Below are 25911 nucleotides of genomic sequence, written 5' to 3' on the forward strand. Positions count from 1 at the left end.
CGTACCCCAAATATTAATTTGCACCGATTTTAACGGAAATTAGCAATATAGGCATCAAGTGCTGCTTGATCGAGATGGTAATGACAAATTTCCACCCCGTCCGAGTCTGCTAAAACAGGTACCCATTCGCCGTATTTTTCTTCCAAATGATGGACATCATCGATATCAATCCACTCCAGCTCAAAGCCTGCAGTAAGTGCCTGTTGCTGTAAAGCATCCCGCATCACCAGGCACAGGCTGCAGTACTCCCTTCCATAAAGCTTAAGCTGAATCATTTAGGCGGTGCACGCAGAGTCAGGAACATGGAAGCATCACCACGAATCACACGTAAAGCAGTCGCCTCGTTCGGCTTTAAAGCCGTGAGCGATTGCTTAAGCTGCGCCAAGCTTGTTAACTCCTGATTAGCGACACCCACAATCAAATCACCACTTTGTAAGCCCGCCTTGGCTGCCGGCCCGCGGACAGCCTGCACCAGCACCGCAAATTTCAGCCCCATTCCCTTAAGCCTAGCCGCATCAACCGGTTGCAGCGATAAACCAAAACGACCTCCTTCATCATTTTGATTACCCCGATACTCACGTTCGGCCGTAGTGCGATCAGACTGCTCAAGTACACCAATTGTCACACTCACTTCGCGCAGCGCCTTATCACGCCAGATCTGCACCGGCACTTTACTGCCCGGACGCACGGCAGCAACATACTTAGGCAGATCACTACCAGAGGTAATCACCTGGCCATTAAATTTAAGAATCACATCGCCAGGCTTTAAGCCCGCTTTATCTGCCGGGCCATCTTTTTCCACACTAGCGAGCAAGGTACCATTAACCTTACTTAAACCAAAACTCTTTGCCAGATCTTCATTTAACTCCTGAATCGCCACACCGATCCGGCCACGTGTGACTTTACCTGTTGCTTTCAGCTCTTCAGCGACCTTAACAACCACGTCCACCGGAATCGAGAACGACAGCCCCATAAAACCACCCGAGCGGCTATAAATCTGCGAGTTAATCCCAACCACTTCACCCGCCATATTAAAGAGCGGGCCGCCTGAATTACCCGGGTTAATTGCTACATCAGTCTGAATAAAAGGCACAAACGTTTCATCTGGCAGACTACGGCCCTTGGCAGAAACAATTCCGGCTGTTACCGTATTTTCAAAACCAAAAGGCGAACCAATCGCCACAACCCACTCGCCAACCTTTAATTTATTGGCATCGCCCAGCACCACTTTAGGAAGCCCCGTCGCCTCAATTTTAAGCAAGGCCACATCGGTACGGGCATCCGCCCCAATCACCTTGGCCTTGAAGGTACGTTTGTCCGTAAGCTTGACGGTAATTTCATCGGCCTGAGCGATCACATGGGCATTGGTCAGAATATAACCGTCTGCAGCCATGATAAACCCGGACCCCAGAGACTGGGCCTGACGCTCACGGGGCTGCTGGCCATTTCGCGGCAACATTCGCGGCACGGGAAAACCAAAACGGCGAAAAATATCCATGCCATCTTCATCACCCAGTTGCTGCTGCTCTTTGACCGTAGAAGTCGTGGAGATATTCACCACCGCCCGGCCCTCTTTTTCAACCAGCTGGGTGAAATCAGGCAAATTGCCGACTGCAATTGATGAGGCGGACATCAAACCTAAAGTTATGCTTATTAATAATTTTTTCATCATGGTTTACGTTTCATCTGGCAAGGACTAAGAAACGGCGAGCCTGGTACACCCTTGCTCGCCACAATGACTGGCTCGGCCGAGGCCGCCAGCTGATGCTGCTGCTTAAGCAGCGCAAAACCTACTACAAACCCCAAAGCGCCACCCAATACCGTCCCTGCGGCATTCTGAGGCACTAGCCACTGACCTGCAGCAGCACCCGCAATCAGCAGCAGCAACGGCACTCCATAGGCCCACACCGCACTTTTCAGTAACATTTGCTCTTCTACAGCAACCGTTACCAAATCGCCAACCTTGGAAGAAAGGGGATTTTTTACCCGAAAACCATCTTGTGAGCGGGAAAACAGGCGACTAACCGCCACAGACTTGCAGCCTGTCTCAGGATCACACTGACCACAGGGAGTATGCGGTTTAATTTTTACCCACGCATAACCACCATCCAGCCGCAGCACCTGAGCTTCAGTTTCAATCATTATTTTTCACTAACGGGGTTGGAAAGCAAAGGCAAACGCTTTTACTGTTTCAGCAGGAACTTCACCCAGCACGGTCACCATTTTCCCATTAATTTGCCGCACCTGCATGTGCATGGCACCCTGATGAGAAGCACCCTCTTTTGCCTCGGCAACCGCAGGCTCCAAAAAGACCGAGACGGTCACAAGACCATCACTATAAAGATGCTGCACCACTGGCATTTCCTTGCCAACCAGCGTGCGCTGAATGCTTTTCATAAAACGAAAACCGCGCGGCAAATGACCAATTGCCCAGGCGGGCTCGACAGGCTCGCTAACCGCTCCCTGATTTGACTCAATCACCACCGGGCGCAACGGGTTTACCGGATTCAACAGCGCACGATCAACTTTACCCAGAGCCAAAGCAGAAAAAACAAACAATTCAACAGGCTGGGCATAAGGCCCCAGGCGCTCAGATTTTAAGATTAGACCACTGTCCGTATGCATCCACAAGCGCAGCGGAAACCGGAAAATATCCCTGGGCTCCAGCTCGTAAATCTGTGCATTTAGCCCGGCTACCCGCTCCATACCACCTTTTTTAAGCCTGTAGTTAAGCAGCACGAAATCAGCATTTTCTGGCAGGTGTTGCGGAAATAATTTGGAGCTAAACCGCCGATCCAGAGACACCGCCCGTTTGGACGGCAAATAGACACTAACCTGATCACCCTTGCGATAATACTCACGACGCGGGCCGTCCAGAGACTCCCGCCGCTCGATTTCCAGCGATTCGCTCCCCACATGAACAATTCTGAACGTTTCAGTCGAATCACCGTGCTGATGTGTAAACAGCCCCTGAAAATCATTCTGTTTAGCCGCCGCCGACATCCGGTTCAGCACAATCACAGCGTCAGCATTATTAAGCTCGGCTGCAGCCCAGGCCCCTACAGGCAAAAACAAGCTGATACACAGCACAAGTGGCTTTAATCTACTCAGCAAATCGCTCATTTAGCGCAGATTCTCCATACCGAAATCTGCATAAACAATATCCCGCTCAGCCAGAACATTGCCAGACTCCTGGCTATGCGCAGCCAGATAAGCGCGAACCGCAGGTGTTTTTTGATCAACCGATTTCACACTCTGCACAGCCACCATCGCCGGAGCAACACTGAAGCTTGTCTGAGTCTGCCAGGCTGCCACGCCAACAAAAGCAATAGAAGCAGCAGCAGTTAAAGGAATCAGCAATTTTTTCATAACCGAGCTACGTTTTAAACGCTGCGGAGCCACCACCGTAGGTTCGGCAGCCAGGCGCGCAGAAAACCGTTCCATAAACTGAGGAGAAAGCAAGGGATGCTCCTGCATACTATCGCTGAGCTGATGCCAGTCATACCAATTCTCGTTCAACGAAACATCACGCTTCATCTCAGCAAGTAAACCATCAATGTCTGCTACATCCAGCTCGCCATCCATCAAGGCGGAAAGTTTTTCTCTCATCACATTACCTCTCATATCCTTCGAAGCTTACCAGCGCTTATCTTTTCCCACGACATCCAGCAAAGGCTTCAACTTATTTGCGATAGCCTCGCGAGCGCGAAAAATCCGAGAACGAACCGTGCCAATAGGGCAATCCATCACGGCGGCAATATCTTCATAACTTAAACCCTCCATTTCACGTAAGGTAATCGCTGTTCGCAACTCGGAGGGCAACTCATCAACCACTGCATTCACTGTAGAGACAATCTGTCGATTAGAGAGTTCAGTTTCAGGCGTATGGTAATCCGGTATTTGTGCAGCCGCATCAAGTGATTCCCCCTCTTCATCCTCATAAATACTGGCAAGCTGAGGGCGACGGCCGAGTGTCGCCAAATGATTTTTAGCCGTATTAATTGCAATACGGTAAAGCCAGGTATAAAAAGCACTTTCACCACGAAAAGATGGCAAGGCACGGTAGGCCTTGATAAACGACTCCTGAGACACATCCTCAATCTCGGACTGATCGCGAATCAGCCGCGACAAAAGACGTGCGACACGCCGCTGGTACTTCACTACCAGCAGCTCGAAAGCGCGCTTGTCTCCCGCCTGAGCCCGCAGAACAAGCTCCTGATCGATATCACGATCGGTTCGCTGAATCAAAGATGTCTCCAAAATATATTTACACTCAACATGGGGCCGGCCATGATTTTTATCAAGTCAGCCCATACAAAAGCTGACAGATTTGGCTTTATACACGGCGTAGACAGTCCAGCCTCTGTTAATATTTCGTTTTTCTGGGAATGGGATACCGGCAATGCAGGAATTTGATGCACTAATCATTGGCAGCGGCCTTGGCGGGATGACCATGGCACTGCAGCTGGCTGACCACATTAAAGTGGGTCTGGTGACCAAACGGGAGCTGCGTGATGGCGGCAGCGGCTGGGCACAGGGCGGCATTGCAGCAGTACTTGATGACACCGACAGTGTAGAGCTGCATATTCGTGACACCCATGTTGCAGGTGCGGGTCTGTGTGATCATGACAGCACCCGTTTTATTATCGAACACTCAAAAGAAGCCATTGACTGGCTGATCCAGATGGGTGTGCCCTTCACCAAAGACACCGGGGGTGACAGCGCTTATCAGGGCTATCACCTGACACGGGAAGGCGGGCACAGCCACCGGCGTATTATTCATGCCGCAGACGCCACAGGTGCAGCAGTAATCGACACGCTGGCTCATAAAGTAGCAGCCCACCCCAATGTTACGGTACTTGAATCACATATTGCCGTTGATTTAATTACTGACCAGAAACTGGGACGCGAGGGCAAACACTGCTATGGCGCCTATGTTTATGACAAAGAAACGGACCACGTAAAAACTATCGTGGCAAAATCCACCGTTCTTGCCAGTGGCGGCACAGGTAAGGTCTATCTTTACACCACCAATCCCGATGTAGCAACCGGCGACGGTATTGCCATGGGCTGGCGCGCAGGCTGCCGCGTGGCCAATATGGAATTCATCCAGTTTCACCCCACCTGCCTGTATCACCCGCATGCAAAATCATTTTTAATTACCGAAGCAGTACGCGGCGAGGGAGGCATATTAAGGCTGCCTGACGGCACCCGCTTTATGCCACTACACGATGAGCGTGCCGAGCTGGCCCCTCGGGATATCGTGGCCCGCGCTATCGACTTTGAAATGAAAAAAGGCGGCTTTGACTGTGTTTATCTGGATATCTCCTATAAGCCTGCTGTATTTATTAAGGAGCACTTCCCCAACATCTATCTGCGCTGCCTGGAGCTGGGCATCGATATCACCAAAGAGCCTATCCCTGTCGTACCCGCCGCACACTACACCTGCGGCGGCATAGTCAGCGATACAGCAGGCCGAACCGATGTAACCAATCTTTACGCAGTAGGTGAAGTCGCCTGCACCGGCCTGCACGGGGCCAACCGCCTTGCTTCCAACTCTTTACTGGAATGCATGGTGCTCGGCAAAGCCGCCGCAACCGACATACTGCAAGCCCTCGCAAGTGATCGCCCTAGTATTCCCGAATGGGACGAAAGCCAGGTAACAGACCCAGATGAAGAAGTTGTGATTTCGCATAACTGGGATGAGCTGCGCCGCTTTATGTGGGATTACGTCGGCATTGTACGCACCAATAAACGCCTGGAACGTGCCCTGCACCGTATCGAATTGCTGCAGCATGAAATTGACGATTACTACAGCAATTTCCGTGTTTCCAACGACTTAATCGAGTTGCGTAATCTGGTGCAATCTGCCGAGCTGATCGTGCGCTGCGCCATGGAGCGAAAAGAAAGCCGTGGTCTGCACTACAGCCGGGATTACCCCGATACATTAAACGAAGCCAAAAGCACCATTCTTAACCCTGATTAAAACAACGAAACACAAAACCCCGCAAGCCAGTTGCGGGGTTTTGTGTTTTAAATAAAAGCCAATAAGCCCATTGTAAAGACAGCCAGCCCCATATAGCCTATATGCCTTGCTGATTGGCATCCTGGAAAATCATATTCTTTTACGCTTATGGCTTAATTTAAATTTTACATACCCTGTTATTTATAAATACTGAGAACAATACGAAATTCAACCATACCATTAGCTGCAGCAACCAAAAAATCACCATAACAAAGATTTGCTTTATTTCTCTTTAATAAAATAATTCGCATTCAAAACCGTTTAAAATAACATACACAGAATCTACAAACAGATACTTCATTATTTTCTACTTAACATAAAAACGAGCCTCAATAAAGCGCATGCCCAGCATCTACCAATTCAAATCCCGGTTTCAATCCCTGCTCAGGCCTCTGTGCATTTTGATGGCCCGCATGGGCATCACCGCCAATCAAGTCACCTTGTTTGCCATGATGACCTCCATCCTGATGGGGCTTTGGCTGAGCCTGCAATCTGATTCCCGCCTGCCCTGGCTAATCCTGCCCTTATTTTTGCTGCTGCGGATGGCGCTCAATGCAATAGACGGGATGCTGGCGCGCGAATTCAATCAGCAATCGGCCTTGGGCGGCATTTTGAATGAAGTGGGTGACGTGGTTTCTGATATCGCGCTCTACCTGCCTTTTTGTCTGATCAGCAATCAGCCAGCGTGGGTTATTGCTGCCGTTTTTCTGGCTTTTTTAACCGAGTTTATTGGCGTGCTTGGCCCCGCAATGGGTGCACTCAGACGCTACGACGGGCCCATGGGTAAAAGTGACCGGGCCTTTATTTACGGCGGTTTTGCACTCTTTTTTGGATTTTTTCCAGCGCTTGCCTCATGGACCAGCGCACTCTTTGCAGTCACCGCCGGGCTGATGCTGTGGACCTGCATGAACCGCGCTAAAGGAATACTGACCAGGCCATCATGATTAATCTGCTTTTACCTCCCGCGCTGATTACCGCCTTAGAAGGCGTGTTTGCCCTGCTGATTACAGCCAGCATCACCCTTTTATTTCTGGAAAAACGCTATCCGCAGAAAAACTGGCTGGAGCTAAAGCTGCGTATCCGCACCTGGTGGTGGATTGTGGCGTGTTTTTCTTTAACACTGCTGGGCAATATGCCCATTGCTCTCGTTGTGCTCGGGCTGGTCAGCTTTCTGGCACTTAAAGAATATCTGACGCTTTGCTCTACCCGCACCGCAGACCATGTGGTGCTGTTCTGGGCCTATTTATGCATTCCGCTGCAATATTACTGGCTGGGTATTCACTGGTATGGGATGTTTATTATTTTTATTCCCGTTTATGTCTTTTTATTCGTGCCGATGCGTATGGTTTTAATTGGCGAAACACAGGGGTTTCTAAAAGCCGCCGCCTCCTTGCAATGGGGGCTGATGATCTGCGTATTTTGCCTGAGCCATATGGGGGCCGTACTCGCCCTGCCTCTTTTAACCGGCATCGGCAAGGCAGAACAGGGCCCCATGCTGCTGTTTTATTTAGTAGCTCTCACCCAGCTTAATGATGTAGCCCAGTATCTGTGGGGAAAATCATTAGGCAAGCACAAAGTGTCCCCTAAAGTGAGCCCTAACAAAACACTGGAAGGCTTTTTAGGCGGCGCATTCACCACCTGCCTGCTGGGCTGGCTGCTTGGGCCTTTACTTACACCTTTTTCCCCGCTACACGCGGCATTAGCCGGTTTACTCATTGGTGTAATGGGCTTTATTGGCGATATTGTGATTTCTGCAGTAAAGCGTGACATCGGGGTAAAGGATTCCGGCCGCTTACTACCAGGGCATGGCGGCATTTTAGACCGGCTTGATTCTTTAACGTATACAGCCCCCCTGTTTTTTCATTACACCCATTATCTGTACTACTAAGATGCTATGAACCATTTTTTAAGAATCCTATTTGTACTATTACTGGCAAGACCTCTTGTCAGACTGTGGTTTGGTGTCACCGTGCGGCATCAGGAGCGTCTGCCTTTAAAAGGGCCAGCCATTGTGCTGGCCAATCACAATAGCCACCTTGATATTCTGGCTTTATATAGCTTATTCCCCCTGACACTTATTTCTAATGTACAGCCTGCTGCCGCTGCCGATTACTTTTTAAAAAACCGCTTATTTGCCTGGTTTGCCACCGAGGTGGTGGGCATTATTCCTGTGATACGCGGAGGCATTACTGCAGGCTCTGACCCGCTTTCAGGCTGCAAAGAAGCCCTCAGCCAAGGGCGTATTCTAATTTTATTTCCTGAAGGCACGCGGGGCGAGCCAGAAATGCTTTCGGAAATTAAATTAGGTATTTGGTACTTATATCGTGATTTTCCAGAAATACCGGTTGTGCCCGTTTATTTAAACGGGCTAGGCCGCGCAATGGGTAAGGGGCAGTGGTTTCCTATTCCTTTTTTTGTAGATATCGCCATTGGCCGTCCTCTGCCCTGGCTATCCGAAAAAACACTTTTCCGGACATCTATTAAAGATGCCCTGCTTCACCTAAAACAAAAAACCATACTCTCTACGCCTGGCCAGCAATAACGTCAGTCCGCGCACGCGCTATCAGACGGCCCAATCAAAAATCAGGACTCATTTATGCGCACGCCTCAGGAAAAAACATTTAGCAGCTTTGATCAAAGCTCGCTTTTTTACCGGCACTGGCCAGCCACCAGCACCACAGCACGCCGCGCCATTGTGCTGCTGCACCGCGGACATGAGCACTCTGGCCGACTGCAGCATATTGTGGATGAGCTGGGCATGACAGACACACCCTTTTTTGCATGGGATGCCCGCGGGCACGGCCAGAACAGCGGGCCGCGTGGCTACAGCCCCAGCCTTGGTACCACCGTGCGCGATCTGGACTCGTTTATTCACTATCTTTGCCAGACTTATGGCTACGCCATGGAAGAAATCATCGTCATCGCGCAAAGCGTGGGCGCGGTACTGGCATCGACCTGGATACACGATTACGCGCCCAAAATCCGCGCACTGATCCTGGCGTCCCCGGCTTTTAAAGTGAAACTTTACGTCCCTCTGGCCCGCCCCGGCCTGCGGCTGATGGAAAAACTACGCGGCAATTTTTATGTCAATTCTTATGTAAAAGCCAAGTTTCTGACGCATGACCCGGAGCGCATTGCCTCCTACAATGCTGACCCGCTGATTGCCCGGCCAATTTCAGTCAATATTTTGCTAGGCCTCTACGACACGGCCGAGCGGATTATTGCCGATGCAGGGGCGATTCAGACGCCCACCCAGCTGTTAATTTCAGGCGCAGATTTTGTGGTGCACCAAGCACCGCAGCGTACATTTTTTGAGCGTCTGGGCAGCCAGTGTAAAGAAATGCATACGCTACAAGGCTTTTACCACGACACGCTGGGCGAAAAAGGCCGCGCCCAGGCCTTTACGCTGATCCGCAACTTTATCCAAAAAATAGAAGCAGGCGTAGCCAAAGTGGATTTAAGCCATGCAGACAAAAACGGCTATACCGCCAGTGAATATCAACAGCTGCAACAAAGCGGCTCGCCTCTTGCCCTGAAACACTGGTACTTTGCTCTTACCCGTCTATCGCTATCTACCGTGGGCAAATTATCAGACGGCATCAGGCTGGGTTGGGAAACCGGCTTTGATTCGGGCAGCACCCTGGATTATATTTACAAAAATCAAACTTCAGGACGCACCCCGCTAGGCCGCTTTGGCGATCGCACTTATCTGGACAGCGTTGGCTGGAAAGGCATACGCCAGCGCAAAGTCAATTTGGAAGAGCTCATTGGCCTTGCGATTAAATCGCTCACAGAAAATAAGCAAAGCGTCAGAATTGTAGATATCGCAGCAGGGCATGGCCGCTATATTCTGGACGCCATTGCTGGCCATAAAATCGACCGCGTTTTATTGCGTGATTACAGCCCGATCAATGTAGAAGCGGGCAAAGCGCTGATCAAAGAAAAAGGTTTAACGCATCTGGCCGATTTTCAGCAGGGCGATGCGTTTGATCAGGTCAGTTTAGCCAGCCTTTCCCCTGCCCCTACGCTAGCCGTGGTTTCAGGTCTTTACGAATTATTCCCTGAAAACGCCCCCATCAAAGCCTCGCTGGCAGGGCTTGCCGAGGCCGTGCCCGATGGTGGCTTTCTGGTTTACACCAATCAGCCATGGCATCCGCAGCTGGAGCTGATTGCCCGCACGCTGAGCAGCCACAGGGGCGGAGCTGACTGGATTATGCGCCGGCGCACCCAGTACGAGATGGATCAGCTGGTTGAGCAGGCTGGCTTTGAAAAAATCACCCAGCGTATTGATGAATGGGGCATCTTTACCGTCAGCCTTGCACGCAGAGTTAAAAATAAATGAGTTCAGCTTTAAACAGAGAGGTAAAAGAGCCGCGCCCGTGGCGACTCGCCCTTTTGTGGCTACTGGTACTGGGGCCGGGTTTTTTTATTTTTTACGGGGCGGCCAATCATTACACCGCCTCCTTACCCCCGGCAGAAGTAGGCAGTATTGCGATGAGCTGGGAGCGGCATATCCCGCTCTGGCCCTGGACCATCGTGCCTTACTGGAGCATTGATCTGCTCTATGGCATTTCTCTATTTATCTGCACCAGCCGTGGCGAGCTTAATACCCACGCCAGGCGCCTTTTGGCTACAGCGCTGCTCTCTTGCTTATTTTTTGTGTTGTTTCCGCTACGTTTTAGCTTCGAGCGCCCGGAGCTGGACGGCTTTTTTGGCCAGCTGTTTACACTATTAATGGGCTTTGACAAGCCCTTTAATCAGGCACCCTCGCTGCATATCGGCCTGCTTACCGTGCTCTGGCTGCGCTATGCCGTCCATATCCCAGCACGCTGGCGGCCTTTGCTGCACATCTGGTTTGCCCTGATCGGGATATCGGTGCTGACCACATGGCAACATCATTTCTGGGATATACCCAGCGGGTTTTTGCTGGGCTTTATCGTTTGCTATTTATTGCCAAGCCCTGGCGTTCGCCTGTTTGCAGCAAAGCCCCGGCAATGCTCGCCAAAGCTCGCCCTGCGCTATTTTTCCGGAGCACTGCTGCTATCTCTTGGTATTGCCTGCCTGCAGGGCTGGGCCTGGCTGCTGCTCTGGCCGGTCACTTCTTTGCTGATTCTCACTGCGGCCTATCTTGGGCTGGGGCCGGATGTGATGCAAAAAGATCATGGACAAAGACGTTTTTCAGCGCAGGTTTTGCTTTGGCCTTACGCTTTTGTCACGCAACAAGTGCACCGCTATTTACTAAAATCGCTGCCCGCTGCCGAAGAAATCAGCCGGGGTGTCTGGCTGGGGCCCATCAGCGCTGCGAGCGACCCGCGCTTTAAATCCGTGCTGGATCTAGCCGCCGAATACGACAGGCAAGCACCGGCTGGCACGGTTTATCACTCCCATCCGCTGCTGGATTTGCAACTGCCCGATCAGCAAACCCTGCAGCACTGTGTGCACACGCTGCAATCCATGCCTCAACCCGTATTAGTTCACTGCGCCCTTGGCATGACCCGAAGCGCTGCGGTAGTGCTGGCCTGGCTGGTCGTCAGCCGGCAAGCCAAAGATATTGATGCGGCGGTGGCCTTTTTACAAACAAAACGCAGCCAGTTTGTATTAAATAATGCTCAATTAAATCAATTAGCCCGGCTTTGTGATGGCATGCAATGAATACTGAAGAATCACTTATTTTTAAATTAAGCGCAGCAGTGCTCTCTTCCTGCAAAAACCTGATCTGGCCCACGCTATTTTTATTTTTAATCAGCTATTACCTGGCTGCCAGCCATATTCTCAGCAAAGCAGAAACAGGGCTGCTGATCGCAGGCAGCCTTGGTGCTGCAATTCAGTACTATTTTTACTGGCGCATCACTTTAGATGAAAAACTGTTTAATCAGCTGCAAAGCGAAGCAGATCTGCAGCCGCTGAATAAAGTATTAAACAGCCTCTTTGGCATAAACACCCCACCGCGTGCTTTAGCATTACGCATGGCGGGCATTCAAAAACTGATTCGTTATTTTTTAATCAGCACATTTTGCTCATGGATCGCATGGATTACACTATTGGGATTATTCATCAGCTAATTTTGCACAACAGATTAACACTGGAAAATTATCTCAATAAAGCAAATTGCCCCTTATGTATTAAGGTATTGGCATTACGACAAGTGTGAAATTAAAAACGATGCTTCCGGTGCAAAACAATACACACCACGTTTAGCGCCCTAAACTTAGGCCCCTAACTAATTATTTTTATTACGATTTTCAGCCCTAAATACCACTCATCTACCTGCATCAAATCAAGACTTCCCCTTGTAACAGATAAATAAAATATAACAAAACATCCTCATTACCCTGCATACAAAATCATCCCTCTACAAAAACAGGAATCTCAATTTGTAGGCTCAGCGCCTTTTCGTGCTGCTTTTGCTCCCATCTCAATAAGCCATCTGCGAATAGTTGTCTCATTTTGTAGACTCATCAACCAGCCTTACATTATTTACATACTATTTTTGCTGATTTCTTAAATTTACAACATCTTTTGCTTACCAAAAAACCATACTCCGACTACAAATAGAGCAATAATTCAGTCCATATTAGAAGCAGACCGCAAAAAATAGGCCGTGCCGCCCTGCATTTCAGCCCAAGGATAAACACGATGTCAGACCCTATTTTGCAAACGCATGGCCTTTGTAAAGAATTTAAAGGCTTTGCCGCAGTCAGCGACATTAATCTTGAAGTGGCCCGTGGCAGTATCCATGCCTTAATTGGCCCCAATGGTGCAGGCAAAACCACAGTATTTAATTTGCTGACCAAGTTTCTAGCCCCCACATCTGGGCAAGTGATTTTTGATGGTATTGATATCACGGCGGCGCAACCTGCCGAAGTGGCCACCAAGGGACTGATTCGCTCCTTTCAGATTTCTGCCGTGTTTCCCAATATGAGCGCACTCGACAATATCCGTGTGGCGCTGCTGCGCATTCATGGCGGCGCACATCGCTTTTGGCGCTCTAAACAAGAACTCAACGCTTTCACTGATACAGCAATGGCCTTGCTAGAAAAAGTAGGCCTGGCCGATTTTTCACATGTATTGGCGGGTGAGCTGGCTTACGGTAGAAAACGTGCTTTAGAAATCGCCACCACCTTAGCGCTTAAACCTAAGCTCATGCTGCTGGACGAGCCCACTCAGGGCATGGGTATAGAGGATGTAGAGTGCGTTACGGCACTCATTCGCAGCGCAGCCGTTGGCCGCACCATTTTGATGGTAGAGCACAATTTAAAAGTGGTTTCTACCCTGGCTGACAAAATCACGGTGTTAGCCCGTGGTCAGTTTTTATCCGAAGGTGATTACGCCACCGTATCGGCCGACCCGCGCGTCATGGAAGCCTATCTGGGGATTCGTCCTGTTATTTCTGCCAGCCAACAGGAAGCACAGCATGTTTAATAGTCAGGATCATGGCGGTGAAATGTTGCGTGCCAGTGGCTTACACGCTTTTTATGGTGAATCACATATTCTGCACGGTATTGATTTTGGCGTGCGCCGTGGCGAGCTGATTACGCTTTTGGGCCGAAATGGCGCAGGCCGCAGCACCACCCTCAAAGCCATTCTGGGCCTGACCGGCCAGCGCGCCGGATCGATTATGGTAAACGGGCGCGAAGTCATCCGCATGCCTACCCACAAAATTGCCCAACTTGGTGTGGGCTGGTGCCCTGAAGAGCGGGCAATTTTTTCCAGCCTGAATGTGGAAGAAAACCTCAACCTGCCGCCCAAAGTACGCAGCGACGGCATGAGCCTTGAAGAGATCTACACCCTGTTCCCCAATCTGTTGGAGCGGCGCAAAAGCCAAGGCACGCGGCTATCGGGGGGCGAGCAGCAAATGCTGGCCATGGCGCGTATTTTGCGTACCGGCGCACGCCTCTTGCTGCTGGATGAAATCACCGAAGGCCTGGCGCCGGTGATTGTTAAAAAATTAGGTGAAACAGTCGAGCTACTCAAAACCCGCGGCTACACCATAGTGCTGGTCGAGCAAAATTTTCATTTTGCAGCAGGCATCGCCGACCGGCATTACGTGATTGAACACGGTCAGATAGTGGATTCAGTCAGCGCAGACGAGCTATCCGCCAGCGCAGGCAGGCTGAATCATTATCTTGGTGTTTAATCGAAGCCTCAACTTAAGCCAACGCCATACTGCAGGGCGGGTGCAACCGGCGTATTTATTCAATATCGCTCGCGGGTTACACCCCATATGCGCTAAGCAGTTTGGTTCTTAGTTGCAAAACAAAGGCAAAAGATGATGGCTACGCTCTCGACACTGGGCTTAAATCTCCCCTTGAAACACGCCGGAGTGAGGAACAAGCGGGCGGGGTTTCGGCAAGGGAGCGAGGTAGCGAGCCAATCCCGCCCGCCGCCGACTCGATTGTCCGCAGTGCAGGGGCCTTCGTGTTTCGTGGGGTCGCCTTCTTTGGCTTCGTTTCTTGGCGAAGCAAGAAACGAAGGTCCAGCGGGACGCCCGCACCAAAATCAACGCGCCGAAGGCACTAAAAAGGTCTTTTACTTAGCGCTTGAAATATTTCACACAGGAAGGTTACCCCTCCCATCGACAAGCATTTAATGATTAAAAAACAAGCTTCCCGCAGTCCCCGCAAGACCGACCTCAAACGGAGATACACCTCATGCAAAGCTGTAAACCACTTGTTCTTGCTTTAGCCCTTGCCCTGCCTGCCACCACGTTTGCCGGACCTTTGTCTGGCGACAAAGTCAAAATCGGCATTCTAACGGATATGTCGGGTGTTTACGCCAGTGTGGGTGGCAAAGGCTCGGTGATTGCCGCACAAATGGCGATTGCCGATTTTGGCGGCAAGGTGCTGGATAAACCCATCGAGCTGGTCAGTGCCGATCACCAGAACAAAGCCGATATTGGTGTCGGCAAAGCACGTGAATGGTTCGACACGCAAGGCGTGGATATGGTGAACGACTTGCTGAATTCTGGCGTAGGCATTGCCGTGCAAAAACTAGGGGCGGAGAAAAAACGCATCACCATTAACAATGGCGCTGGCTCTACCGCGCTAACCGGCAAGGAATGCAGCCCTTACGGCATTCATTACGCTTTTGACACCTACGCCCTTGCTAAAGGCACCGCCACCGCACTGATGAAGCAAGGTTTAGACAGCTGGTATTTCCTGCAGGCGGACTACGCCTTTGGTGCCGCGCTACAAGGGGATGCCAGCAAAATTGTGGCTGCCACAGGCGGCAAGGTGCTGGGCACGGTAAAACATCCGCTTTCCTCTACCGATTTCTCTTCCTATCTGATTCAGGCACAAGACTCCAAGGCCAAAGTGGTCGGGCTTGCCAATGCCGGAGCCGATTTTGTGAACGCGGTAAAGCAAGCCAAGGAATTTGGTCTGAAGCAAACCATCGCAGGGCTATTGGTATTTGATAGCGATGTAAAAGCGCTGGGCCTGAATGCCGCACAAGGCATGAAATTTACCACGGCCTACTCATGGGAATTGAACCCGGAAATGGAAGTCTTTGGTAAGAAATTCTTCGCCAAGGCGGGCTTTATGCCAACGATGGATCACGCAGGCGTTTACTCCAGCACCCTGCATTATTTAAATGCAGTGAAAGCAGCAGGCACCGATGACGCCGATGCCGTGATGAAGAAAATGCGTGAAACCAAAGTAAATGACTTCTTCGCTAAAAACGGCGTGATCCGCGAAGACGGCCGCATGGTGCACGATATGTATCTGGTGGAAGTGCTTAAACCCAGCGAATCCAAAGGCGCATGGGACCAGCTCAAGCTGCTTGCCACCATCCCGGGTGAGGTCGCCTTCAAGCCGCTGGCTGGCAGCGAATGCCCTTTGATTAAGAAGTAAGCATCCCCCTGAAAAACCTTAGATCTGTAGCCTACAGAACTTTTTAAAAGCTTTCAAACATACCCGAGGTAAAGCATGGACATTCCCTTGCAAGCCATCTTGTCGCAAGCCTTACTCGGCTTAAATAATGGCGCTTTTTATGCCTTACTCAGCCTGGGCCTGGCCGTTATTTTTGGCATGCTCAATGTGGTTAACTTTGCCCACGGCACTTTTTATATGCTGGGTGCCTTCGTAGCACTTCTGGGTTACAACCAACTGGGGTGGATATTGGGCGACGAAAGCATATACATGTCATTCTGGGCCGCGCTGATCGTCGGCCCGATTGTGGTGGGGTTACTCGGTGTGTTAATCGAAAAGACCATGCTCAGCCGCCTGTATAAAGTTGATCATCTTTATGGCCTTTTGCTCACTTTCGGGCTGGCGCTGATTTTTGAAGGCGTACTGACTAATTACTTTAATGTGGCCGGTGAGCCTTACAACGCCAAGCCAGAAATACTGGAAGGCGCGGTCAATCTGGGCTTTATGGTGTTTCCTAAATACCGGCTTTTTTCGATTGTTTTATCGCTGACAGTCTGTTTTGCAATCTGGTACTTAATCGAAAAAACCAAGTTTGGCTCCCACCTGCGGGCAGGCACAGAAAACCCCGATGTCACCCGCGCCTTTGGCATTGATGTACCATCTTTACGCACGCTGACTTATTTCCTTGGCGTGGCTTTAGCTGGGCTGGCAGGCGTGGTGGCCGCGCCAATTTACTCAGTCAGCCCCAGGATGGGTTCAGACTTAATCATTATCGTATTTGCCGTGGTGGTGATCGGCGGCATGGGCTCGATTATGGGGGCGATACTCACCGGCATTGCGCTGGGTTTGTTAGAAGGCTTGGTCAAAGTGTTTTACCCGCCACTGGCCAACACCGTGATTTTTATCGCGATGGCGCTAGTCTTACTCTGGCGCCCGTCCGGCCTCTTTGGTAAGGAAGCATGATGAACACACCGATAGTTCAACTCGTCCCGGCGGCCGTCTTGTCCAGAAAAAAAACCAGCTTCACACCGTGGATTACGGCCCTCGTTTTTGCCTCCCTTGCGCCCTTTGTCGTTTACCCCATTTTTGCCATGGAACTGATGTGTTTTGCGCTGTTTGCCTGTGCATTTAATCTGCTTTTAGGCTTTGGCGGCTTACTCAGCTTTGGCCACGCCGCATTTTTTGGCAGCGCCGCCTATCTGTGCGGCCATGCGATTAAAAACTGGGGGCTCAGCCCTGAGCTGGGTATTTTATTTGCCACCTGCGGCGCAGCGCTGCTGGGTCTGGCCATAGGCAGCATCGCCATTCGCCGCCAGGGCATTTACTTTGCCATGGTCACCCTGGCGCTCGCGCAGATTGTGTTTTTCTTATGCTTGCAAATGCCTTTTACCGGCGGCGAAGATGGCTTACAAGGTATTCCAAAAGGCCATCTATTTGGCTTAATCGATTTATCCGCCACTGTCAGCGTGGGCCTGCAGCAATTACCGCTGGCGCTGTATTTCTTTGTGCTGGCCATTACCTTTGGCGGCTACTGGCTGATCTGGCGCACCGTGCACTCGCCCTTTGGCATGGTGCTCAAAGCCATTAAAGAAAACGAACCACGCGCACTGTCGCTGGGCTATCAGGTGAATCGCTACAAGCTTACTACCTTTGTGCTTTCTGCCGCACTGGCGGGCCTTGCCGGTGCAACGAAAGCGCTGGTCGTGGGCCTCGCTTCGCTTAGTGATGTGTCCTGGCATATGTCCGGTGAAGTGGTATTGATGACGCTATTGGGCGGCATGGGAACTCTGCTTGGACCGGTGGTGGGCGCGGTAACGGTGGGCACCTTGCATCATGAACTGGCCTCGTTTGGATCATGGGTCACTGTCACCATCGGTATGGTATTTGTGGTTTGCGTCATGGCATTCAGACGCGGCATCGTGGGCGAAATTGCTTATCAATTAAAACGGGACTTATGAGCTTACCCGAGCAGAAAAAAACTTGCCACAGCCACAATTTTTGATGCCATCAGCTTTAGCAGCAACACACTCACTATTGATCAATTCAATCTAAGCGACAGCGGCGCAATCCACCCTGCGCACGAGGATATAGCGATGACAAAAATACTAATAGAAAAAACAGCCGTGATTACCGGCTCCACCCGTGGTATTGGTCTGGGCATTGCCCGCGCACTCTCTGATGCAGGGGCAAATGTGGTGCTCAATGGCTTTGGTGATGTACTGGCAGCCCGCGCACTCATTGAACAGGCTGGTGGAAAAGTCGCCTATCACGGTGCAGATTTAAGACACCCGGAACAAATTGCTGATCTAATGCATTACGCAGAAAAAGAATTCGGCAGCATCGACATTCTGGTCAATAACGCTGGCATTCAACATATTGCGCCAATTGAAGAGTTCTCGATTGAGCACTGGAACAACATTATTGCACTTAATTTATCGGCAGGCTTTCACACCACTCGCCTTGCCGTACCTGTGATGAAAAAAAACAACTGGGGACGCATTATTAATATCGTTTCCGTACATGGTTTGGTAGCATCTAGTAATAAATCAGCATATATAGCTTCCAAACACGGCATGATAGGGCTTACTAAAAGTGTAGCATTAGAGCTGGCTAAAACAGGCATTACCTGCAATGCTATTTGCCCTGGCTGGGTACTTACCTCCTTGGTAGAGCAGCAAATTACCAGTAAAGCCACGCTGCAAGGCATAAGTTATACCGAGGCACAATCTCAGCTCTTACTCGAAAAACAGCCCTCAGGCGTATTTGTTACGCCTGAGCAAATTGGCGCACTACTGCTGTTTTTGTGCAGCGACGCCGCAGAAGAAGTTCGAGGTGCGGCCTGGAACATCGATGGTGGATGGATTGCACAGTAAACGCAAAAAAGTGATTAAAAATCAGCCATTTTTACCCAAAAAAATCATATCTCCGGCCATCACAAAGACAGGCAGAAAATAGTATGGTTACACCAGTTACCTTAAGTTAACCGGTTCCCTGTCCATTTAACCTTACAGAGAATAGTAATGCGACAACTCAGTCCCAAAATCAGCCCCTGGCTTGCCAGCTTTAATCAGCAACTCAGCACCATGCAGGCTAATGGCTATAAGCCTACATGCACGAACGTGCGTGAGGGGCTGGCTTATTTAACAGCGGCTTTTGTGACTGATATCCCGGCAATACCCTGGGTGCAGGATGATCTGGTACCCTCACCCCGCTATAAAGTGCCAGTGCGGATTTACCATCCCAACCCAAATCGTGCCCTGCCCGTACTGATTTATTTTCATGGCGGAGGGCATATGGCAGGAAGCATTACCGTTTATGACGCTATTTGCCGGAAAATCGCCATTGCCGCACAGCATATTGTGGTGTCCGCAGATTACCGGCTCGCCCCGGAGTGCCCTTATCCGGCAGGTGCAGATGATGCTTACACAGTGGTTAAAAACATCTGGGTTGTACTGGATCAGCGCCAATTACAATATCAGCGGCAGTTATCCATTGGCGGTGATTCTGCCGGTGGGGCACTTTCAGCCACCGTGGCCAGCATTGTGCAATTTGATCCAGCTATTGATATCCATGCCCAGCTGCTCATTTACCCCAGCCTGGATTACACACTCAGCGCCCCATCGCTGGATGAAAATAACAATGGTTATTTAATAAACAAAGAAAAAGTGACTTGGTACTTTAATAATTATTTTCAACAAAATGAAGACAGAAAAACCGCCTCGCCTCTATTTGCGGAATTTAGCGCAAAACTTCCTCCCACCCTTGTAATTAGCGCAGAATTCTGCCCGCTGCGAGATGAAGGCATAGCCTATTTGGCAAGGCTAAGGAAAGCAGGTGTGGCATCGGATCATTTACACTTTGCCGACTTACCCCATGCTTTTTTAAATCTGGAAAATCTAATTAAGGAAGAATGCCAACGTACTTACCAAAATATCGGGGCGTGGTTAAATTTAAAAAAGACCGCTTAAAAACCAATAAAAATGGCCCGGTATTAAACCGGACCATTTTAAATTTTCAAAGCAAAATAATGGATAACTTCAAAACTGAAGCAATCATTTTCTGGACTCTATATATTGAGCAACCTCATGCATCCAAAGTGATTACCGGCCTAAGCGCAGCCCGAATTGCGGCCTCATCAGGGATGGCTTTGGCCTGCCAGCGAATAACACGAATACCTGCCGAGCTTAAAGCTTTGTCTTTTTTTGTATCGGCTAGCTGGCGATCTTGCCGCTGGTGTGTCGCATCATCCAGCTCGATCACAGCCACAACACTGGAATCCTTATTACACACCACAAAATCAGCACTCATGCGGCTAATCCGATTAAGCCATGAACGATAGTGATTACCTTTTTTTACCGCCAGCAAGCTGGAAAGCTGTACCTGCGCCAGCACAATATGCCCAGGCATGGCTTGTAATAAACGAAAGTACAGCACTTGTTCGGGCGCTGTGAGTGGATTTTTAGCGTAAAACGGCCAAAGCCCCTCCTCGACAGCGCCCTGTGCCTTCGCTTTAATCATGGAAATAAGTATAAAAACAGCGCCAATTAACAATAAAAGCACAATAAATTTCATTTTATTTCCATAAAAAAGGAATGAGTAAGGCGCAAGATTGAAACCCTGACTAACTTAGCAAGTACCGTCAGAGGCACGGTTGCTGCAACACGGATGGGCTTTTCACCCGCCCTGCACAATCAGCCACGACGCCAGGTTGTGCCTTGCGCGCTGTCTTCCAGCACAATACCGGCAGCGATAAGCTCGTCTCTGATGCGATCGGATTCGGCAAAGTTTTTAGCGGCGCGGGCTGCTTTACGGCCTTCGATCAGCATTTCAATCGCTGCTGCACTATATTCACCCTCTGCTTCGCCGATGCTGGCTTGTAAATAAGCTTGCGGCTCACGTTGCAACAGACCCAGTACTCCGGCCAGCGCTTTTAACTGCCCTGCCAGCTCACCCGATTGCTGTTTATTGACTTCCAGCGCCAGCTCAAACAACACCGCCACCGCCTCAACCGTATTAAAATCATCATCCATTGCGGCTTTAAAACGCAGGGCATAGCTGCTGGCCCAGTCAATTTCTGACTCGATAGCAGGCACATTTTTCAGCGTGGTATAAAAGCGGCCTAATGCACCCTTCGCGTCATCCAGATGGGCATCGCTATAATTTAACTGGCTGCGGTAATGGGCACGTAAGATAAAAAATCGTACGACTTCAGCGTCGTACTTTTCCAGCACTTCACGGATGGTGAAAAAATTGCCCAGGCTTTTAGACATTTTCTCATTATCGACGCGAATAAAGCCGTTATGCATCCAGTAATTCACATAGGCGTGGCCGTGTGCGCCTTCGGATTGAGCGATCTCGTTTTCGTGATGCGGAAACTGTAAATCCGAGCCACCGGCATGAATATCAAAATGGCTGCCCAGATGATGGCAGCTCATAGCCGAGCATTCGATATGCCAGCCCGGACGGCCCTCGCCCCAAGGGGAGGCCCATTTTGCATCTTGCGGCTCGTCAGCCTTAGCGGCTTTCCAGAGTACAAAATCCAGCGGATCTTGTTTATTCACATCCACATCTACCCGCTCGCCTGCGCGTAAATCGTCCAGCGATTTACCAGATAATTTGCCGTAGCCTTCAAACTTACGCACGGCGTAGTAAACATCGCCATTAGGTGCGGGATAAGCGAGCCCATTTTCAATCAGTTTGGCGATTAAATCATGCATGCCTTGAACGTGTTCGGTCGCGCGTGGCTCGTGATCGGGGCGGATCACCCCCAGTGCATCAAAATCTTCATTCATGGCGGCAATAAAACGGCCGGTCAGCGCGTTAATAGCTTCGCCGTTTTCTAAAGCGCGTTTAATGATTTTGTCATCAATATCAGTAATATTGCGAACATGAGTGAGCTGATAGCCGGAAGAGCGCAACCAGCGCGACACCATATCAAACACCACCACCATACGGGCATGCCCCAGATGACAGTAGTCATACACGGTCATGCCGCAAACATACATATTCACCTTACCATCTGTAATCGGCTGAAAGCGCTGTTTTTCCCGGGCCAGTGTGTTGTAGATATTTAACATGGTCGCTGTTTCGTTGGCATAAAAGAGTGATTCTACCAAAGCTGCCCGCCCTGCGCTTCATCGGCAAACAATATGGAGCAAAAAGTCGGGGTTTTTACCTAAAACACGCTGGGTGCTTTTGCCCTAATCAACACAAAAACATGCACAATATGTGCAAGTAAAATATCCGGGTAATCACCTTGGCAACGCTAAAAAAGTTATCTAATACAACAATCCTGTTTGCGTAATCCCCTGATTTAGCATATAGAGCATATAATTAAGCGCATATAACATCAGCCTGCAATGCAAGTTATATATTATTTAACATATAGGGAGTCAATTGGGGTTGATGACAATCATCACTATTGAATGCTCTTTGATATTCTTTTGCGTAAATTCAGTAATAGACCAGAGGTTTTATAATATTTATCACTAAAAACCGGGCTGCGATTGATGTTTTTATTCTGTAACTATGGTAAATAGAGGCGAGAGAGTGGCCCTGCCGGATCACTAAGTGTTATTGCATCATTTCTTAAATTGATTCTGACATTTAAATTAACGCCGCCCCCAAAAATCTTTTAACAAAATCAAGCCCTCGCACTCTTTTTCTTTTCCTGTAAAGATATCTGCAGTTTTCTCCCAGAGCGCCGAAGACAACGCCAGCATTTGTGATTTAGTGGGTTGTGCATATCCCATATGCCAATCAGAAAAACTACGCTTACTGATTTTTTCATCAAATAAACAAATAATCCCCGAATGCTGACGGCTGTCAGTAATACGCCTAAATGTCTCACGCAATATGGGCTCCGGTCCTTCAAGACACTGCATAAAATCACCATTATTATAAAGTAATACGCCTGTTACATTATTTTTATTATTTTGCTCAACAGCGCCCAGCAATAACACTTCTAACTCAGCCTCAGTCATTAAACGGGTCGCCGTGCTTACATAAACTAAAGTATGAAGATCAGACATTTTTTACTTATCCTTCCAGTCAGAAGAAAAATACCTGGCAATATTAAAAAATAAAACCAGCCATCCGCATTCCATTTATAGTGCGATTATTATAACCTTGCCAATTGTAATAGATTAAATAATGAATAATCACTGCGATTACCTTCCCTTGCGCAGGCCTGTTAAAGCTTAAATAGTTTTTTTCCCGCGTGTCCGGCTTGTGCAAAAAACAGAAAATCCAAATATTTGCTAAACCAGCGTCAGCAGGCACACCTCAGAGAAAAACCGGTGCGAGCGTGGTTATTTTACAAGGGTAGCAACACCACTGCCGGGCTTATTTCAGAATATCTGGCCTGACACTCCAGCTTTCGGCATTCATGCCGTGGCATATACGATGCAACCGGATAATTTTCGGCAAAACAACTCATTTTTGCACCGTACCGGCTGCTAACCTGCAATGCAATACATAATAGCTTTTTTATAATTAATAAAAATGCTTTGAAAAAATCCAGGTCGAAAAGATTGCATACCTGCCAAGGATAAGAGTTATCGTATTTATAAATATATCTGCCGGATTATTAAACATATATAAAAATAGCCTGCAATGCAGGCCATACCAAAAATCACGCCCTAATTACCCCAGATAATCAATTTAACACGGCTAACAATTAATAGCTGATCCCCGGCTTCTGCCTTCATTAGCAAAGCTTTATTTTCAACCGGAATCGTTACTATTTTTCCTGCTACATTTTTAACCGTTACATTACCTGCATCAAGGTCAACATTCAGAATGTCATTGTAAAAGGTTTGCGTTTTTAAAATGCCAGCACCGTCTGCCGTTATATCACGCCCTTGAGAGTCAACGATTTTACGTACACCCGCACCACCTTTTTGCAGTACAATTGCAGAAGATTGTGAGCTACTGACTCCCACTTTATCATTCACTTTCAATCGATCAAAATGTGTTATTTTCTGATCAATATGATCAAAAAATAATTTTTGCCCATTTGGCAAAGCTAAAAGAATATTACGCTGCGCAATATCAATTTCTTCAACATTTGCCTGGACAGTAGATTTTTCTGATAGACTAACTAATATTTCTCTCTCATGCGTTTCCTCGGCAATAGCAATTTGTCCTGCCATTACACCAAAAGCAATCAATAATGCTCCAAGCATCTTATTACACATTTTATTTCCTTAATGGAAAAAATTGAATGTTTGAAGACTAACATAGGAATTTACACTAAAAATATTAACTAATACCTGCGCCATTCGTCTATTTTTTGAAACTTTTTATACTAAATTTAGTTTTGGTATTTATTCATATGCATTACTTAAAAAAAATGATGATGTGCTAATTAAATGTTTCACCCGTAAATATATCAATCCAAGCATCCGCCACCAGATACAAGCAAAGGTAAAAACGCTGGTCTATTAAACCTCAGCCTTTTTAGTTTCTGCCTTGCCCTGAAAAAACATGGCCAAAACACGTTTTTATCAAACCACTTTGGGCTTACACAAGCACGCCTTGCCTGCTAGACTTGCAGCCATTCTTGCAGCGTGCAACATAGGAAAAAGTGATGAGTTTGCGTGTTCTTACCGGCATTACCACCTCGGGTACACCCCACTTGGGCAATTATGTAGGGGCAATTCGCCCGGCAATTGTTGCTAGCCAAATCCCGGATACCGATTGCTTCTTTTTTATGGCCGATTACCATGCGCTGATTAAATGCGATGACCCGGCACGGATCGAGCGCTCGCGCCTTGAAATTGCAGCCACCTGGCTGGCTGCCGGGCTGGATCCGGAACGCGTAACTTTTTACCGCCAAAGCGATGTACCTGAAGTCACCGAGCTGAACTGGCTGCTGACCTGTGTAACCGCCAAGGGCCAGATGAACCGCGCCCACGCTTACAAAGCCAGCATGGATGCCAACGAGGCCGCAGGCGAAGACCCTGACGCAGGCATTACCATGGGGCTGTTTTGCTATCCTATTTTAATGGCTGCCGATATTCTGCTGTTTAACCCGCACAAAGTGCCGGTGGGCCGCGATCAGATTCAGCATATTGAAATGGCACGCGATGTAGCCGCCCGCTTTAACCATTTATTTGGTCAGGGCAGCGATTTATTTGTACTGCCAGAGGCACATATCGAAGAGCACGTTGCCACACTGCCAGGCCTTGATGGTCGCAAAATGAGCAAAAGCTACGACAATACAATTCCGCTGTTTGAAGGCGGCCAGAAAGCCATGAAAGACGCAATCGCTAAGATTGTAACCAACAGCCTATTACCCGGGGACGCCAAAGACCCGGATAACTCGCATCTTGTAACTATTTTTGAGGCCTTTGCTTCAAAAGAGCAAACGCAGCAATTTAAGGATGAGCTGCGTGCAGGCCTGGGCTGGGGCGATGCAAAAAAACGTCTGCTGGATTTAATCGAGCGCGATATTGCGCCAATGCGTGAGCGCTACAACACCCTGATGACACACCCGGAAGAAATTGAAGCGCTGCTGCAGGCCGGTGCTGCCAAAGCACGTGCCACGGCTGCGCCTTTATTAAAGAAAGTACGCGAATCGCTGGGCCTGCGTGCCATGCAAGCGATTGCCACCTCTACCGCCAAAGCAGAGAAAAAAGCCGCACTGCCGCTGTTTAAACAGTTTCGCTTAGAAGACGGCCTGTTTTACTTTAACTTCAGCACCGCCGATGGCCGGCTGCTGCTGCAAAGCACGGGCTTTACCCAAGGCAAAGAAGCCGGGCAATGGATCGCAAAACTTAAAAATGAAGGCGTGGCCGCGATTGAAGGCAATACAAGCATCAGCCTGAGCGAAGGCGTTATGGCAACCGACATCAGTGCGGCTTTAGCGGTATTACTGGCAGAATAGAGCATCAAGTGCCCTGTATTTTTTAATAGTGCAACCCGCAGGTTGTCCTACAGGCCTGCAAAAGCCACTCAAATCATGAGTGGCTTTTTTGTGCTCAAGAAATACGCTTTGCTGATTTAATCAATGAT

General features: G+C 49.1%; 25 protein-coding genes. 15 read left to right on the forward strand and 10 right to left on the reverse strand.

All coding sequences use genetic code 11. From position 1 onward, the window contains the following. Positions 1-29 precede the first annotated feature (29 nt). Genes EJO50_RS07895 through rpoE form a run of 6 tightly spaced genes read right to left on the reverse strand, consistent with a single transcriptional unit; the run spans position 30 to position 4248 of the window. The gene (locus EJO50_RS07895; protein ID WP_125973084.1) at positions 30-275 is read right to left on the reverse strand and encodes a glutaredoxin family protein; all 246 of its coding nucleotides are present in this window, start codon (positions 273-275) and stop codon (positions 30-32) included. Then, a complete protein-coding gene (locus tag EJO50_RS07900; protein WP_233702196.1) occupies positions 272-1672 on the reverse strand; it encodes a DegQ family serine endoprotease in 1401 nt (466 codons plus the stop codon). The genes EJO50_RS07895 and EJO50_RS07900 overlap by 4 nt, the downstream gene beginning before the upstream one ends. Next, complete coding sequence (locus EJO50_RS07905) at positions 1669-2142, reverse strand: SoxR reducing system RseC family protein (RefSeq protein WP_125973086.1); 474 nt, start codon at positions 2140-2142, stop codon at positions 1669-1671. The genes EJO50_RS07900 and EJO50_RS07905 overlap by 4 nt, the downstream gene beginning before the upstream one ends. 9 nt (positions 2143-2151) lie before the next feature. Next, positions 2152-3123: a MucB/RseB C-terminal domain-containing protein gene (locus tag EJO50_RS07910; RefSeq protein ID WP_125973088.1), complete on the reverse strand. Its 972-nt coding sequence runs from the start codon at positions 3121-3123 to the stop codon at positions 2152-2154. Beyond that, positions 3124-3609: a sigma-E factor negative regulatory protein gene (locus EJO50_RS07915; protein WP_164521455.1), complete on the reverse strand. Its 486-nt coding sequence runs from the start codon at positions 3607-3609 to the stop codon at positions 3124-3126. Between the two features lie 27 nt (positions 3610-3636). After that, positions 3637-4248, reverse strand: a complete 612-nt coding sequence (rpoE, locus tag EJO50_RS07920) for an RNA polymerase sigma factor RpoE (RefSeq protein WP_505712050.1) — start codon at positions 4246-4248, stop codon at positions 3637-3639. A gap of 154 nt (positions 4249-4402) precedes the next feature. Here rpoE and nadB point away from each other — a divergent pair, with 154 nt between their 5' ends. The 14 genes from nadB to EJO50_RS07990 all read left to right on the forward strand — a co-directional run bounded on the left by nadB (position 4403) and on the right by EJO50_RS07990 (position 19862). Beyond that, positions 4403-5986, forward strand: a complete 1584-nt coding sequence (gene nadB / locus EJO50_RS07925; protein ID WP_125973092.1) for an L-aspartate oxidase — start codon at positions 4403-4405, stop codon at positions 5984-5986. 380 nt (positions 5987-6366) lie between these two features. Further along, complete coding sequence (locus EJO50_RS07930) at positions 6367-6969, forward strand: CDP-alcohol phosphatidyltransferase family protein (protein WP_125973094.1); 603 nt, start codon at positions 6367-6369, stop codon at positions 6967-6969. Continuing rightward, positions 6966-7913 carry a phosphatidate cytidylyltransferase gene (locus tag EJO50_RS07935; protein WP_125973096.1) on the forward strand — a complete coding sequence of 316 codons (948 nt, stop codon included), beginning with the start codon at positions 6966-6968 and terminating at the stop codon, positions 7911-7913. The genes EJO50_RS07930 and EJO50_RS07935 overlap by 4 nt, the downstream gene beginning before the upstream one ends. Before the next feature lie 6 nt (positions 7914-7919). Continuing rightward, positions 7920-8567 (forward strand): lysophospholipid acyltransferase family protein, encoded by a 648-nt coding sequence (locus EJO50_RS07940; protein WP_125973098.1) that lies wholly within the window; start codon positions 7920-7922, stop codon positions 8565-8567. A 54-nt stretch (positions 8568-8621) separates the two neighbouring features. Beyond that, complete coding sequence (locus EJO50_RS07945) at positions 8622-10367, forward strand: bifunctional alpha/beta hydrolase/class I SAM-dependent methyltransferase (RefSeq protein ID WP_125973100.1); 1746 nt, start codon at positions 8622-8624, stop codon at positions 10365-10367. Next, complete coding sequence (locus EJO50_RS07950; protein ID WP_125973101.1) at positions 10364-11677, forward strand: phosphatase PAP2/dual specificity phosphatase family protein; 1314 nt, start codon at positions 10364-10366, stop codon at positions 11675-11677. Before EJO50_RS07945 ends, EJO50_RS07950 begins: the two co-directional genes overlap by 4 nt. Beyond that, positions 11674-12087, forward strand: a complete 414-nt coding sequence (locus EJO50_RS07955; protein ID WP_125973103.1) for a hypothetical protein — start codon at positions 11674-11676, stop codon at positions 12085-12087. The genes EJO50_RS07950 and EJO50_RS07955 overlap by 4 nt, the downstream gene beginning before the upstream one ends. Positions 12088-12661: 574 nt before the next feature. After that, on the forward strand, positions 12662-13447 hold the full coding sequence (locus tag EJO50_RS07960) for an ABC transporter ATP-binding protein (RefSeq protein WP_125973105.1): 786 nt from the start codon (positions 12662-12664) through the stop codon (positions 13445-13447). After that, a complete protein-coding gene (locus EJO50_RS07965; protein ID WP_125973107.1) occupies positions 13440-14162 on the forward strand; it encodes an ABC transporter ATP-binding protein in 723 nt (240 codons plus the stop codon). Before EJO50_RS07960 ends, EJO50_RS07965 begins: the two co-directional genes overlap by 8 nt. A 514-nt stretch (positions 14163-14676) precedes the next feature. Next, on the forward strand, positions 14677-15876 hold the full coding sequence (locus EJO50_RS07970) for an ABC transporter substrate-binding protein (RefSeq protein WP_125973109.1): 1200 nt from the start codon (positions 14677-14679) through the stop codon (positions 15874-15876). Between the two features lie 75 nt (positions 15877-15951). Further along, a complete protein-coding gene (locus EJO50_RS07975; protein ID WP_125973111.1) occupies positions 15952-16857 on the forward strand; it encodes a branched-chain amino acid ABC transporter permease in 906 nt (301 codons plus the stop codon). Between the two features lie 38 nt (positions 16858-16895). After that, positions 16896-17852 carry a branched-chain amino acid ABC transporter permease gene (locus EJO50_RS07980; protein WP_233702197.1) on the forward strand — a complete coding sequence of 319 codons (957 nt, stop codon included), beginning with the start codon at positions 16896-16898 and terminating at the stop codon, positions 17850-17852. Positions 17853-17987: 135 nt separating this feature from the next. Beyond that, complete coding sequence (locus EJO50_RS07985; protein WP_125973113.1) at positions 17988-18767, forward strand: 3-hydroxybutyrate dehydrogenase; 780 nt, start codon at positions 17988-17990, stop codon at positions 18765-18767. Between the two features lie 147 nt (positions 18768-18914). After that, entirely contained in the window at positions 18915-19862 is a 948-nt protein-coding gene (locus tag EJO50_RS07990; RefSeq protein WP_125973115.1) for an alpha/beta hydrolase, read from the forward strand. A 115-nt stretch (positions 19863-19977) separates the two neighbouring features. Here the strand turns inward: EJO50_RS07990 and EJO50_RS07995 are convergent, their stop codons facing one another. From EJO50_RS07995 to EJO50_RS08010, 4 genes are all read right to left on the reverse strand, one after another. Beyond that, positions 19978-20466, reverse strand: coding sequence for a DUF2726 domain-containing protein (locus tag EJO50_RS07995; RefSeq protein WP_125973117.1), 489 nt, complete (start codon positions 20464-20466; stop codon positions 19978-19980). 119 nt (positions 20467-20585) lie between these two features. Beyond that, positions 20586-21971 carry a cysteine--tRNA ligase gene (gene cysS / locus EJO50_RS08000; RefSeq protein ID WP_125973119.1) on the reverse strand — a complete coding sequence of 462 codons (1386 nt, stop codon included), beginning with the start codon at positions 21969-21971 and terminating at the stop codon, positions 20586-20588. A gap of 534 nt (positions 21972-22505) precedes the next feature. Next, positions 22506-22925, reverse strand: coding sequence for a BLUF domain-containing protein (locus EJO50_RS08005; protein WP_125973121.1), 420 nt, complete (start codon positions 22923-22925; stop codon positions 22506-22508). Positions 22926-23534: 609 nt separating this feature from the next. Next, positions 23535-24092, reverse strand: a complete 558-nt coding sequence (locus EJO50_RS08010; RefSeq protein ID WP_125973123.1) for a hypothetical protein — start codon at positions 24090-24092, stop codon at positions 23535-23537. Positions 24093-24481: 389 nt separating this feature from the next. Between EJO50_RS08010 and EJO50_RS08015 the strand changes: the two genes are divergently transcribed. Then, entirely contained in the window at positions 24482-25783 is a 1302-nt protein-coding gene (locus EJO50_RS08015) for a tryptophan--tRNA ligase (RefSeq protein WP_206434482.1), read from the forward strand. Positions 25784-25911 lie beyond the last annotated feature (128 nt).

The sequence above is a fragment of the Iodobacter ciconiae genome (assembly GCF_003952345.1).
Taxonomy (GTDB): domain Bacteria; phylum Pseudomonadota; class Gammaproteobacteria; order Burkholderiales; family Chitinibacteraceae; genus Iodobacter; species Iodobacter ciconiae.

Bases quoted from the DNA above. Each gene is read 5' to 3' on its own strand.
- EJO50_RS07935 (WP_125973096.1), top strand. From the start codon at position 6,966: ATGATTAATCTGCTTTTACCTCCCGCGCTGATTACCGCCTTAGAAGGC.
- EJO50_RS07995 (WP_125973117.1), bottom strand. From the start codon at position 20,466: ATGAAATTTATTGTGCTTTTATTGTTAATTGGCGCTGTTTTTATACTT.
- EJO50_RS07970 (WP_125973109.1), top strand. From the start codon at position 14,677: ATGCAAAGCTGTAAACCACTTGTTCTTGCTTTAGCCCTTGCCCTGCCT.
- EJO50_RS07905 (WP_125973086.1), bottom strand. From the start codon at position 2,142: ATGATTGAAACTGAAGCTCAGGTGCTGCGGCTGGATGGTGGTTATGCG.
- cysS (WP_125973119.1), bottom strand. From the start codon at position 21,971: ATGTTAAATATCTACAACACACTGGCCCGGGAAAAACAGCGCTTTCAG.
- EJO50_RS07965 (WP_125973107.1), top strand. From the start codon at position 13,440: ATGTTTAATAGTCAGGATCATGGCGGTGAAATGTTGCGTGCCAGTGGC.
- EJO50_RS07945 (WP_125973100.1), top strand. From the start codon at position 8,622: ATGCGCACGCCTCAGGAAAAAACATTTAGCAGCTTTGATCAAAGCTCG.
- EJO50_RS07930 (WP_125973094.1), top strand. From the start codon at position 6,367: ATGCCCAGCATCTACCAATTCAAATCCCGGTTTCAATCCCTGCTCAGG.
- EJO50_RS07910 (WP_125973088.1), bottom strand. From the start codon at position 3,123: ATGAGCGATTTGCTGAGTAGATTAAAGCCACTTGTGCTGTGTATCAGC.
- EJO50_RS07950 (WP_125973101.1), top strand. From the start codon at position 10,364: ATGAGTTCAGCTTTAAACAGAGAGGTAAAAGAGCCGCGCCCGTGGCGA.
- EJO50_RS07900 (WP_233702196.1), bottom strand. From the start codon at position 1,672: ATGATGAAAAAATTATTAATAAGCATAACTTTAGGTTTGATGTCCGCC.
- EJO50_RS07940 (WP_125973098.1), top strand. From the start codon at position 7,920: ATGAACCATTTTTTAAGAATCCTATTTGTACTATTACTGGCAAGACCT.
- EJO50_RS07975 (WP_125973111.1), top strand. From the start codon at position 15,952: ATGGACATTCCCTTGCAAGCCATCTTGTCGCAAGCCTTACTCGGCTTA.
- EJO50_RS07990 (WP_125973115.1), top strand. From the start codon at position 18,915: ATGCGACAACTCAGTCCCAAAATCAGCCCCTGGCTTGCCAGCTTTAAT.
- EJO50_RS07915 (WP_164521455.1), bottom strand. From the start codon at position 3,609: ATGAGAGAAAAACTTTCCGCCTTGATGGATGGCGAGCTGGATGTAGCA.
- EJO50_RS07985 (WP_125973113.1), top strand. From the start codon at position 17,988: ATGACAAAAATACTAATAGAAAAAACAGCCGTGATTACCGGCTCCACC.
- EJO50_RS08010 (WP_125973123.1), bottom strand. From the start codon at position 24,092: ATGTGTAATAAGATGCTTGGAGCATTATTGATTGCTTTTGGTGTAATG.
- EJO50_RS07960 (WP_125973105.1), top strand. From the start codon at position 12,662: ATGTCAGACCCTATTTTGCAAACGCATGGCCTTTGTAAAGAATTTAAA.
- EJO50_RS08005 (WP_125973121.1), bottom strand. From the start codon at position 22,925: ATGTCTGATCTTCATACTTTAGTTTATGTAAGCACGGCGACCCGTTTA.
- EJO50_RS07955 (WP_125973103.1), top strand. From the start codon at position 11,674: ATGAATACTGAAGAATCACTTATTTTTAAATTAAGCGCAGCAGTGCTC.
- EJO50_RS07895 (WP_125973084.1), bottom strand. From the start codon at position 275: ATGATTCAGCTTAAGCTTTATGGAAGGGAGTACTGCAGCCTGTGCCTG.
- nadB (WP_125973092.1), top strand. From the start codon at position 4,403: ATGCAGGAATTTGATGCACTAATCATTGGCAGCGGCCTTGGCGGGATG.